The following is an 11,651-nucleotide window of genomic DNA, read 5'->3' as shown; positions in this document are numbered from 1 at the left end:
GGGTGGAGCGGGGTGGGCGCTACAGGTCGGTTAGGAACTCGTCGATCATTGGGGCCAGCCAGTCGGCGCGCTGCGGGATCGACGTGTGCGTGGTGCCGGGCAGGACGGCCAACCGGCAGGACGGCAGACCGGTCAGGTCGCCGGGCACCGCGCCGCCGAGCAGCCGGAACATCCGTACCGCGTGCTCGGGCTGGATGATGTCCGCGTCCGCCAGCACGATCATGGTGGGCGCGGCCAGAGCGCGGATCTGCTCGGGTGTCCAGCGCGGCAGGTTCGCGTCCAGCACCTTCATCTTCGTGACCAGGTTGGCCCAGCCCGCCGGGTCCGGCGCGGTCCGCAGGTACTCCTCGTGGAACTCGGAGCCGTGCAGGTGCTCCGGTTGCAGATCCTGGATCCCGTCGAGCAGTCCGGGGTGCAGGCCGTCGTCGTCGAAACTCACCGAGGCGAGCACGAGGCGACCCACCCGGTCGGCGTGGTGGGTGCCGAGGCGCAGCGCGACCGCCGCGCCCATGCTCCAGCCGTACACGTCCGCGCGCGCGACGCCGAGCCGGTCGAGCAGCTCGACGACGTCGGCGGCGAAGTGCTCCACGGTCAGTGGACGGTCCACGTCGGGGGTGTGGCCGTGAGCCTGCAACTCGACGGCGATCACCCGCCGGGTCTTCGCCAGGAACGGCAGGATCGTGCCGAACGAGGTGCCGATGCCGGAGAGCGCGCCGTGGATCAGCACCAGCGGGCGACCCTCAGCATTGCCGTGCGCTTCGTGATAGATGTCCATGCCCCCACGCTGCGCCGACGCGCTTACGGTCCTCTTCAGGTCGCCTTACCGGCGATAGGATGTCCGCCGTGCAGTTCGGGGTGCTCGGGCCGCTCGCCGTGACCACGGACGCCGGCGAGCCGGTGGTGGTGCCCGGCACCAAGGTGCGTGCCCTGCTGGCCGACCTGCTGACCAACCGCAACCAGGTGGTGTCGGCGGACCGGCTCATCGACGACCTGTGGGGTGACGACTCCCCCGCCAACCCGGCCGGCGCCCTCCAGGTGCGGGTGTCCCAGTTGCGCAAGGCGCTCAACGACGCCGAGCCGGGTGCCCGCGAGCTGGTCGAGTCCCGGCCGCCCGGCTACCTGCTGCGGGCCGACGCCGTCGACGCGGACCGGTTCGCCGAGCTGACCCGCAGCACCGACGTCGACCGGTTGACCGACGCCCTCGCGCTGTGGCGTGGTGAGGCGTACGCCGACGTGGCGGACGCCGAGTTCGTCCGCGCCGAGGCGACCCGACTGGCCGAGCAGCGCCTCGCCGCGCACGAGCGGCTGGCCGAGGCGCGGGTGGCCCGGGGTGAGCACGACCTGGTCGCCGCCGACCTGGCGGAGCTGGTCGCCCGGCATCCGCTGCGCGAGGGTCTGCGGGCGGTGCAGTTGCGCGCGCTGTACGCGGCCGGCCGGCAGTCCGAGGCGTTGGACAGCTACGCCGAGCTGCGCGACCGGCTCGCTGACGAGCTGGGCCTCGACCCCGGCCCCGAGCTGGTCGCGCTGCACCGCAGGATCCTCGAACAGGACGCCGGTCTGAGCGCGCCGCCGAAGGCCGCGATCATCCGCAACAGCCTGCCGGCCCAGCTCGACGAACTGGTCGGGCGGGCCGAGGCGGTGGCCGAGCTGCGGGCGTTGCTGCCGCGGCAGCGCCTGGTCACGCTGGTCGGGCCGGGCGGCGTCGGCAAGACCCGGCTGGCCACCGAGGCGGCCCGCACGCGGTCCTGCCCGGACGGCGTACACCTGGTGGAGCTGGCCCCGCTGGCGGCCGGTGACGCGGGCATCGCCGAGCAGGTGCTCGGCGTGCTGGACGCCCGGGAGGCCGCCGGCTCGGCCCTGCCCGCGGTCGACCGTCTCGTCGCTGCGCTGCGGCACCGACACCTGCTGCTGGTGCTGGACAACTGCGAACACGTCATCGAGCCGGTGGCCGCGCTGGTCGCCCGGCTGCTGCGCGACGCGCCCGAGGTGAGCGTGCTGGCCACCAGCCGGGAGCCGCTCGGCCTGACCGGCGAGTTGCTCTGGGAGGTACCCCCGCTGACCGTGCCGGACGGCGGTGACCTGGACACGGTCCGGCGCTCGGCGGCGGCGCGGTTGTTCGCCGCGCGCGCCGCCGCGCAGCACCGCGGTTTCCGCCTCGACGGGCGGACCGCGCCCGCGGTGGCGCAGCTGTGCCGCCGCCTCGACGGCCTGCCGCTGGCGTTGGAGCTGGCCGCGACGCGGGTCCGCGCGCTGGGTCTGCGGGGCGTGGTGGACCGGCTCGACGACCGGTTCCGGCTGCTCAGCACATCGCAGCGGGACGTGCCGACGCGACAACGGACGCTCACCGCGGTGATCGGCTGGAGTTGGGACCTGTTGGACGAGGCCGACCGGATGGTGCTCGCCCGGCTGGCGGTGTTCAGCGACGGCGCCGCGCCGGAGGCCGCCGAACGGGTCTGCGGGACCGACCTGGACGCCCTCGCCCGGCTGGTGGACCGGTCGCTTGTGGTGCTGGACGACACCGGCGAGGGATCGCGCTACCGGCTGCTGGAATCGGTCGCCGCGTTCTGCCTCGACCGCCTGGGCGACGCCGACGAGGTCCGGGCGCGGCACGCCGCGTACTACACCGAGCTGGCCGAGCGCGCCGATCCCGAGCTGCGCGGCCCCGAGCAGCAGCGATGGCTGGCGCTGCTGGACGCGGAGACGGCGAACCTGCGTTCCGCACTGGTCCACGGCGACGGGTTGCGCCTGGCCGTCGCGCTGAGCTGGTACTGGTACCTGCGCGGCCGGCTCACCGAGGCCCGCCGGGCCCTCGCGACGCCCGGCGACGGGACGCAGGAGTCCCGGGCGGCGCCGTGGCGGGTCGGCTTCGCGCTGCTGCGCGGCGACCCGGTCGTGCCCGCCGAGGTGCGCGCCGCGCTGGCCCCCGACCCGGACGGACGAGGCGCCTGGTTCGCGGCGAACGCGGTGATCGGGCACAGCGAGCTGGCCCTGGCCGCGGAGTTGCTGCCCAGCGCTCCCGCCGACGTCTGGACCGAGGCGGCGGTGCTCGCCTCCCGCGCCATGCTCGCGCACGCCGCCGGGGACCAGACCACCCTGGAGTACGCCTCGACGCGCAGTGCCGCGCTGTTCGCCGACATCGGTGACCGGTGGGGCCGGCTCCAGGCGACTGAGTGGGTGGGTGGGCTGGCCGAGATGCGCGGCGAGCACGAGCGCGCGGTCGCCCTGCACCGCGAAGGGCTGCGCTGGGCCGAGGAACTGGCGCTGTGGCCGCAGGTGTGCACCGAGTTGTCCTGGCTGGCCTGGCTGGCGGTGCAGACCCGCGACTATCCGCAGGGGCGGGAGTTGGCCGAGCGCGCGTACCGGCTGGCGGTGGAGCAGGACGCGCCGGGCGCGCTGGTCTTCGCCGAGATGGGCCTCGGGTTCGCCGCCCGCCGCGACGGCAAGCTCGACCTGGCCGTCACCCACCTCACCCGCCTCGCCGAGCGGGGGCGCGGCGAGACGCAGCCCGCGCTCTACCTGCCGATGATCCTGGTGGAGCTGGGGTACGCCGTCGAGCAGGGCGGCGACCCGGACGCCGCGCTCGCCCTACACGTCGAGGCGTACGAGGCCGCCGAGGCGATGGCCTCCCCCCGGGACGGGATCGGCGCCCTGGAGGGGATGGCGTCGGCGGTGCGCTCGCCGGAGGCCGCCGCCCGGCTGCTCGGTGCGGCGGCCGCCGCACGGCTGACCCTCGACGCCCCGGCCTCCCCGGCCGAACGCGACGAGACCGATCGGGTGACCGAACGCGTACGGGCGACGCTCGGGCGGGACCGCTTCGAGGCGCTGGTCGCCGAGGGCACGAAGCTGGGCCCGGGCGAGGCCCGGGCCCAGCTCTGAACCGTGCTCAGGCGGCCGTCTTCGGCCGGTACGAGGCGACGATCACGCCGCTCTTGTGCACCCGGGTGTCGACCAGGTCGAACGACGCCTTGAAGTCGGTCAGCGGCACCGTCAGGCTCGCCGCGCCCTCCAGCACGGGGTGGATCCAGAACCGGACCTCGTCCACCAGGCCCGCGGTGATCAGCTGGGCGGTGACCGAGCCGAAGCCGTACTGGATGATGTTCCGGCCCTCCTGGGCCTTGAGCGCGGTGACCGCCTCGACCAGGTCGCCCTGGAGCACCTCCGTGTTGTTCCAGGTGGGGTTGGTGAGGGTGGTCGAGGCGACGTACTTCTTGACGTTGTTGAAGTACGCCGCGCCGGTGGTCGGGTCGCTCTCGTCCTGCTGCGGCCAGGCGACGGACATGCCGTCGTAGGTGGCCCGGCCCATCAGCATCGCGTCCGCCTCGTCGGTCTGCTCGCCGGCGAGGCTGATGGCCTCCTCGTCGAAGTACGGCGCGGTCCACATCGGGTTCTCGATGACGCCGTCGAGGGTGATGTAGGTCGAGTTGATGAGCTTGCGCATCGGAATCTCCTGGGTGTCGGTCGTGTTCTCCGGTGACACCCAGAACTCTGCCGGCACCCGCTTACGATTCGCTTCAGGTGCCCTTACGCGGCTCGGTCAGCGGGATCGGCAGCGCCGGCGTGGCGACGGTGCCGCCGGCGGCCGAGTGCTCCGGCGCGGGGCGCTCGCTGGTGCGGCTGTGCAGCCGCCCGCGCCCCGCCGGACCGGCGCGCCGGGTCACCTCGACGGTCACCATCCGCACCGGCGGCGGCGGGGCGGTGAAACGCCCGACGCCCCACCGCACCCAGATCGGTATTCGGCCGGCGTCCGCCTCCGCGGTCAACTTCTGCACGGTACGGGCCCGGTCGGTGTGGTCGACCTCCACCACCACCGGCGGCCCGTCCGGGCGGGCGCACGCCACGTCGAGGACCGAGTGCCGCTGCTCCATGGGCGGCGGCAACGGCACGACGCTGGGTGCGCGCCGGTAGACCCGCCAGCCCTGCGCCTGCGCCCACCGCGCCACCTCGTCGATGACCCGCGCGGTGACCTCGTCGGTGTCCAGGTCGACGAAGGTCAGCTCGGCGAGCCGATCGCCCAGGTCGGCGGCCAACCGCTCGCCCTGCGCCATGACGTCCACCGGCGCAGGATAACGCCTCAGCCGACGGCGGTCGTGGTCGCGGCGAGGTGCCGGGTGAGCCAGGCGGTGGTGGCCGTACGCGCTGCCTCGGCGTTGTCGCGGCCCAGGAAGTCGTGCCCCTCCCCGGCCAGCACCAGGTGCCCGTACGGGACGTCGCGGGCGGCGAGGGCCTGCGCCACCTGGGCCGACTCGCCGGCCGGAACGTTGGTGTCGTTGGCACCGTGGATGAGCAGCACCGGCACGTCGAGTCGGTCGAGGTGGGTCATCGGCGACAGGTCGCGCAGCAGCTCGGCGTCCCGCACCGGGTCGCCGTACTTGCTGACGGCGGCGGCGGCGATCCACGGCTCGGTGCCGGCGAAGAAGGTGTGGAAGTCGGAGATGCCGCACTCGGCCACCCCGGCGGCGAACAACCCGGGGAAGTTCACCAGCACCGAAAGGACCAGGTAGCCGCCGTAGGAGCGGCCGAGGCAACCGAGCTGGCCGGGGCGGGCGACGCCGCTGTCGACCAGGTGGTCGGCGCACGCCGCCACGTCGGCGATGGCCCCGTACCGGCCGGCGAGGTTGTCGGCGGCCACGAAGGACCGACCGAAGCCCGACGAGCCCCGCACGTTCGGCGCGAACACCGCGACGCCCCGCGCGACGAGAGCCTGGAACAGCGGGTTGTAGGACGGTCGTTCCTGCGCCTCCGGACCGCCGTGCAGGCTGATCGCGGTCGGCCAGGGACCCGGCCCGGCCGGGCGGTAGAGCCACCCGGACAGCGGCAACCCGTCGCGGGCGCGCAGGTCGACGAGTTGCGGCGCGACACCGCCGCCGCCCGTACGCGCGTCGCCGGTGTCCGGTCGCAGCGGGCGTAGCGCCCCGCTCGTCGGGTCGACCAGCCACACCTCCCGGGGCTGCACCGGACCCTGCGCGGTGAGGCAGAGCAGGTCACCGCCAGCGGCGAAGACCGCGTCGTCGAGCACCTCGCCCGGGGCGGCGACGGCCCGCTGCACACCGCTGGCCAGGTCGAACAGGCTCACCTCGCTGCGGCCGCCGTAGGTGTTCCACAGCAGCGCGGCGCGGCGCCCGTCGGCGCTCGCGGCGGCGTGCTCCAGCTCGGCGTCCGGCCGCCCGGCGAGCCGGGCCGGCGTCCGCTCCGGTCGGGTCAGGTCCACCCGCACCAGCGCGGCCAGTTCGGAGAACGCGTCGGTGCGGGCCAGCACGCTCGTCGCGTCGGGGCCGAACCAACCCTGGTCGGTGCTGCCCCGACCGGTGTCCGGCAGCAGCCGACGCCGATCCCCGGTGGCCACGTCGAGCAGTTCCAGCCAGCGGGCGTTGCGCGGGCCGCGGCGCAGCAGGGCGGTGCCGGCGTCCGGGGTGACGTCGAGCAGGGTGAGCAGGTCACCCTCGGCGAGCACCCGCCGGTGCCCGGTGCCCGCGTCGATCAGGACGGCCGTGCCCCGCTCGCCGGTCTCGGTGACCGCCAGGACCGCGCCGCCGGGCAGCCAGCCGGACATCGTCGCGCTGCGGCGACCGAACCCGGCGACCTGACGACGCCCGGTGCCGTCCGGACGCAGCACCCACAGCTCGGTGCGGGGCGCGCCGCCCGGTGCGATGACGCAGGCCAGCCACTGCCCGTCCGGGGACCAACTCACCCGCAGCACCGGTTCGGTGCCGGTGGGCAGCGCGACGGCCGCGCCCGCGCCGACCTCGTGGACCCAGACGCCGGGCGTCCCGGCCCGGTCGGAGAGGAACGCCACCCGGCGGCCGTCCGGGGAGGGGGCGGGCGCGAAGTCCTCGCCGGCAGGCAGCGGTGACGGTGCCGGCCGGCGGCCGGCGGGTCGGGCCCGACGGGTGGTACGCGGCACCTCGGTCCGTACGGTCATCTAAACCCCGATCCGCTGCAACCAGAGCTCCAGCAGCCCGAGCTGCCAGAGCGCGTTGGAGCCCAACGTGGTCCGCCGGGCATTCGGCGCGTCCAGCAACTCCTCCAGGTAGTCCTTGCGGAACAGGCCCCGCTCACGGGCCGGCTGGGCCGTCAACGCGTCGCGGACGTCGTCGAGCAGCGGCCCGGAGAGGTGCCGGATGGCGGGCACCGGGAAGTAGCCCTTCGGCCGGTCGATCACCTCGTCGGGCACGATGCCGCGGCTCGCGGCCTTCAGCACGCCCTTGCCGCCGTGGGCCAGCTTCAGCGCCGGCGGACAGGCGGCCGCCAGCTCGACGACCTCGTGGTCGAGGAACGGCACGCGGGCCTCCAGCCCCCAGGCCATCGTCATGTTGTCGACCCGCTTGACCGGGTCGTCGACCAGCATCACCAGGCTGTCCTGGCGCAGCGCCGCGTCGAGGGCGGTGTCCGCGCCGGGCGCGCCGAAGTGCGCGGCGACGAACTCCAGGCTGGCGTCATGATCGAGCATCCACTCCGGCGCCAGGTGCCCGGCGAGCGCGTCGTGGCGACGGTCGAAGAACACCCGGGCGTACGCCTCGACGGCGTCCTCGCGTGCGACGTTCGCCATCGGCGGGTACCAGTCGTAGCCGGCGAAGATCTCGTCGGCGCCCTGCCCGGACTGCACCACCGTGATCCGCTGCGATACCTCCTCGGAGAGCAGGTGGAAGGCGACGCAGTCGTGGCTGACCATCGGTTCGCTCATCGCCGCGATGGCCTCGTGCACGGCGGGCACGAACCGGGCCGCGCCGATGCGGATCTGCTGGTGGTCGGTGCCGAACTGGCGGGCCACCAGGTCGGAGTAGTGGAACTCGTCGCCGCTCTCCCCCGCCGCCGCCTCGAACCCGATGCTGAAGGTGGCCAGACCGGTCTGGCCCTGCTCGGCCAGCAGGGCGACGATCAGGCTGGAGTCGATGCCGCCGGAGAGCAGCACACCGACCGGCACGTCGGCGACCATGCGCCGGCGTACGGCGGTGCGCAGCGCCGTCATGATCCGTTCCTGCCACTCGCCGGCGGACATCGGCTCGGCGGCGGCGCGGGTGAACTCCGGCCGCCAGTACACGGTGTCGGTGCTCCGGCCGTCGGCGGTGACCACCCGCACGGTGGCGGGCGGGAGTTTGCGGACCCCGGCGAGGATGGTGCGCGGCGGCGGCACCACCGAGTGGAAGCTCATGTAGTGGTGCAGCGCCACCGGATCGAGGTCGGTGTCGACGCCACCGGCGGCGAGCAGAGCCGGCAGGGTCGAGGCGAAACGGATCCGGCCCGGCCCCTCGGCGAGGTAGAGCGGTTTGATGCCGAGCCGGTCGCGGGCCAGCACCAGCGTGTTCGTTGCCAGCTCGACGAGCGCGAAGGCGAACATCCCGTAGAACCGCTCGACGCAGGCCGTCCCCCACCGGTGGTACGCCTTGAGGATCACCTCGGTGTCCGAGGTGGACCGGAAGGAGTAGCCGGCGGCGGTCAGCTCGTCGCGCAGCTCGCGGTAGTTGTAGATGCAGCCGTTGAAGACCAGGGCGAGAGCCAGCTCGGGGTCGACCATCGGCTGGGCGCCCGCGTCGGACAGGTCGATGATGCGCAGCCGGCGGTGCACCAGCGCCGCCGGGCCGTGTTGCCACCGCCCCTCGCCGTCCGGGCCGCGGGAGGCCAGGGCGGGCAACATCCGCTCGACGGCCGCCATGTCCGGTGGCGCCCCGTCGAGGCGGAACTCGCCTCCGATACCGCACATGGCACGCACCTCTCATCGGCTCGGGTCCGCTCGGGCCGCTGACCGGTCCAGGTTTGGCGGACCGGGTTGCGCCCCGATGACGTGTGGGTCAAGCGTGGGTTACGGCGACGTCGGATCGTCTCCGCCGAGCAGCCAGGTGTCCTTCGACCCACCGCCGCGCGACGAGTTGACGATCATGCTGCCGGCCGGCGCGACGCGGGTCAGCGCCACCGGCGCCACCTCGGCGGTCTCGCCGAGGAAGACGAAGGCCCGCAGGTCCACGTGGCGGGGGGCGAGCGCCGTGCCGTCGAAGACCGGGTGCGTGGTGAGCGCCACCATCTCCTGGGCGATCCACCGGTGTGGGGCGGCGAGGATCTGCTCGCGGACGGCGTCCAACTCCTCCGCCTCGGCCCGGGGGCCGATCACCACCCGGTCGCCGCCGTACCCGTCGACCGGCTTGAGCACCAGCTCGTCGAGCCGGCCGAGCACCTCGGCCCGCTGCTCGGGCAACCCGCACAGGTATGTCGGCACGTCCGGAAGCAGGGCCTTCTCCCCCAGGTAGTACTCGATCAGCCGGGGCACGTACGCGTACAGGGCCTTGTCGTCGCCGACACCGTTGCCCAGCGCGTTGGCCAACGTCAGCCGCCCGGCGTGCACCGCCGCGAGCAGCGGCCAGCCCAGGGGCACCCCGTCGGCGCCCGGCGCGTGCAGCAGGGCCTCCTCGTCCATCCGCAGGTAGATCACGTCGACCTGACTGCGGCGGCCCTCCCGGACCAGGTGGACGCGACCCTCGGAGACCAGCAGGTCGCTGCTCTCGGTCAGCGGCACGCCCATCTCGTCGGCGAGCAGCCGGTGCTCGAACCAGGCGGGATCGCCCGAGCCACTGCTGAGCACCACCACGGCGGGGTCGTCGGCGGCGGCCGGCGCGGCGGCGACCAGCGCCCGGTACAGCATCGCGGGCGTCTCGTCGGCGGGCAGCAGGTCCTCGGGCACCGGCAGCTCGGGCAGCACCGTGCGGGTCAACCGCCGGTTCTGCACCGCGTAGCCGATGCCCGAGGGCACCCGCAGGTTGTCCTCCAGGACGTACCAGCCGCCGGCGGGATCACGGACGAGATCAGTTCCGGACACCTGGGCACGGGTGGTCCGCCGGCCCATGAGCGCCCCGGTGGGGCGCAGCCCGGGCGAGGATTCCACCACCCAGGCCGGCACCACGCCGTCGGCGACCGCGGCCCGGTCGGCGTAGACGTCGCGCAGGAAGGCGTCGAGGGCCCGGGCGCGCTGCACGAGGCCGGCGCGCAGCGCCCGCCAGTCGGCGGCGGGCACCACCCGGGGCACCAGGTCGACCGGGAAGAGTCGGGTGCTCGCCTCGCCGGCCACGCTGAACGTCACCCCCCGTGCGCGCTGCTCCTCGTCCCGGTCGTGCTCGCGTTGACGCAGGCCACCGGCGCCGAGGCCGCGCAGGGCGGCCAGCAGCGGACGGTACGCGGGCTCCGGCCCGGCCGGGCCGAAGACCTCGTCGGCGGAGCCGGTGTACGTGGGCAGGGCCGGCGCGGGTGGCGCTCCGGGCAGTGGCCCCTGGATGCGTCCCCGGGTCTCGTCGAGGAGCAGGTCGACCACGTCGGCCAGCCGGCCGCGCCGCTCGTACGCCCGCCGCTGCCGTGCGGCCGAGCTGCCACGCCGCAGCGCATACTCGGTCAGGTCCCGGATCTGCTCCCAGTCGCCGGTCGCCTCCAGCTGCGGGCGCAGGTCGGTCACCAGCCGGCGGACCGCCTCGGCGGCCGGCACCGGTCGGGCCGAGCGGGGCAGGTCGAGCAGGTCGCCTTCCAGCCCGGAGCGGGCGGCCCGCCACACGGCGACACGCAGCACCGGCGGCCGGACGGCGGTGCGCTCCACGCCGGCGCGCAGCGCGGCGACCTCCCGCCGCACCAGCGCCCGGAACAGGCCGGTGAGCAGGACGATGGTCTCCACGTCGGCGTTGGCGTCGGTGATCCGCAGTTCCACGGTGGGCACGTGGGCCGACGGCCGGACATCGAAGTAGATCATGGCCGGGTCGGTGATGGTCTCGGAGGAGATCAGCTCGGCGACCAGTGCCTCGTGGTCCGCCGCGCTGGTCACCTCGCCCGGGTCGCCGGCCGTGGGCCAGCGCTGCCAGACCAGCGACCGGACGCTGGCGTAGCCGCTGTCCTGTCCCATCCAGTACGGCGAGCTGGTGGACAGGGCGAGCAGGACCGGCAGCCACGGTTGGACGCGGCGGGTGACGGCCACCGCCAGGTCCCGGTCGGACACCCCGACGTGCACCTGCGCGCCGCAGATCAACTGCTCCCGGGCGAGCATCTGGTATTCGTCGAGCATCCGCCGGTAGCGGGAGGTGGGAGTGACGCTCGGGTCGCCGTCGGCGCGCAGCGGCACCGTGCCGGCCGCCACGATGCCCAACCCGGCCCGGTCGGCGACTGCGACGGCGGCCTGGCGCAGCCGGGTCAGCTCGGCGCGGATCTCGTCCAGGGTGCGGCAGACCGCGGTGTTGGTCTCCACCACGCTGCGGTGCAGTTCGGCGGTGAACGAGGTCGCCGGCAGCCGGTCGAGCAGTTCCCCGGCGCGGGGCACCAACTCCCGGGTGTGCAGGTCGACGACGTGGAACTCCTCCTCCACGCCGATCGTGGCCAGGTCCGCCGGGTCGCCGTCGTCCAGCGACGGGGCCGGGTTGGGGCGGGGTGCGGGCAGTGCCAGGCCGTTGCCGGACCGGCCCAGCGGCCCGTCGAACGTCGGCGCGTTCGTGGTGTTGTCGGCCATGGTCACCCCGGTTCGCGTGTCGGTGTCTCGACTGTCCGACGAGCGTTCCCAGGGTTGGTACCGGGGGTGTTTCCGGCGCGTTAAGGTGACGCACCGTTCTGCCCGCGCTGCTCAGCGACGGCGGAGCCTGGAGCGGCGTGCTCTCGATGAGGCACAATCGACGAACATGATCAGGCGGATCATC

7 protein-coding genes are annotated in these 11,651 nt (G+C 74.3%); 1 reads left to right on the top strand and 6 read right to left on the bottom strand.

Going from position 1 to position 11,651, the window contains the following annotated elements:
- Positions 1-19: 19 nt before the first annotated feature.
- Entirely contained in the window at positions 20-775 is a 756-nt protein-coding gene (locus tag F8271_RS12560; RefSeq protein WP_151489866.1) for an alpha/beta fold hydrolase, read from the bottom strand.
- Positions 776-834: 59 nt separating this feature from the next.
- Here F8271_RS12560 and F8271_RS12555 point away from each other — a divergent pair, with 59 nt between their 5' ends.
- Positions 835-3,876, top strand: a complete 3,042-nt coding sequence (locus F8271_RS12555) for a BTAD domain-containing putative transcriptional regulator (protein ID WP_225854482.1) — start codon at positions 835-837, stop codon at positions 3,874-3,876.
- A gap of 7 nt (positions 3,877-3,883) precedes the next feature.
- On the opposite strand, the gene F8271_RS12550 is transcribed toward F8271_RS12555, so the two are convergent.
- The 5 genes from F8271_RS12550 to F8271_RS12530 all read right to left on the bottom strand — a co-directional run bounded on the left by F8271_RS12550 (position 3,884) and on the right by F8271_RS12530 (position 11,467).
- The gene (locus F8271_RS12550; protein ID WP_225854481.1) at positions 3,884-4,495 is read right to left on the bottom strand and encodes a dihydrofolate reductase family protein; all 612 of its coding nucleotides are present in this window, start codon (positions 4,493-4,495) and stop codon (positions 3,884-3,886) included.
- Positions 4,496-4,511: 16 nt separating this feature from the next.
- Entirely contained in the window at positions 4,512-5,045 is a 534-nt protein-coding gene (locus F8271_RS12545; RefSeq protein ID WP_370461900.1) for a hypothetical protein, read from the bottom strand.
- A 26-nt stretch (positions 5,046-5,071) separates the two neighbouring features.
- A complete protein-coding gene (locus F8271_RS12540) occupies positions 5,072-6,919 on the bottom strand; it encodes a prolyl oligopeptidase family serine peptidase (RefSeq protein WP_151489865.1) in 1,848 nt (615 codons plus the stop codon).
- A complete protein-coding gene (locus tag F8271_RS12535; protein WP_151489864.1) occupies positions 6,920-8,698 on the bottom strand; it encodes an N-acetylglutaminylglutamine amidotransferase in 1,779 nt (592 codons plus the stop codon). It abuts the gene before it with no gap.
- Positions 8,699-8,797: 99 nt separating this feature from the next.
- Positions 8,798-11,467, bottom strand: coding sequence for a carboxylate--amine ligase/circularly permuted type 2 ATP-grasp protein (locus tag F8271_RS12530; protein WP_225854479.1), 2,670 nt, complete (start codon positions 11,465-11,467; stop codon positions 8,798-8,800).
- Positions 11,468-11,651 lie beyond the last annotated feature (184 nt).

Origin of the sequence: Micromonospora sp. ALFpr18c, from assembly GCF_008868155.1 — a bacterium.
Classification (GTDB): domain Bacteria; phylum Actinomycetota; class Actinomycetes; order Mycobacteriales; family Micromonosporaceae; genus Micromonospora.
This window is presented reverse-complemented; position numbering and strand designations above follow the sequence as displayed.

Excerpts from the sequence above, each read along its gene's own strand:
- F8271_RS12545 (WP_370461900.1), bottom strand. The coding sequence starts at position 5,045 with ATGGCGCAGGGCGAGCGGTTGGCCGCCGACCTGGGCGATCGGCTCGCC.
- F8271_RS12530 (WP_225854479.1), bottom strand. The coding sequence starts at position 11,467 with ATGGCCGACAACACCACGAACGCGCCGACGTTCGACGGGCCGCTGGGC.
- F8271_RS12560 (WP_151489866.1), bottom strand. The coding sequence starts at position 775 with ATGGACATCTATCACGAAGCGCACGGCAATGCTGAGGGTCGCCCGCTG.
- F8271_RS12540 (WP_151489865.1), bottom strand. The coding sequence starts at position 6,919 with ATGACCGTACGGACCGAGGTGCCGCGTACCACCCGTCGGGCCCGACCC.
- F8271_RS12535 (WP_151489864.1), bottom strand. The coding sequence starts at position 8,698 with ATGTGCGGTATCGGAGGCGAGTTCCGCCTCGACGGGGCGCCACCGGAC.
- F8271_RS12555 (WP_225854482.1), top strand. The coding sequence starts at position 835 with ATGTCCGCCGTGCAGTTCGGGGTGCTCGGGCCGCTCGCCGTGACCACG.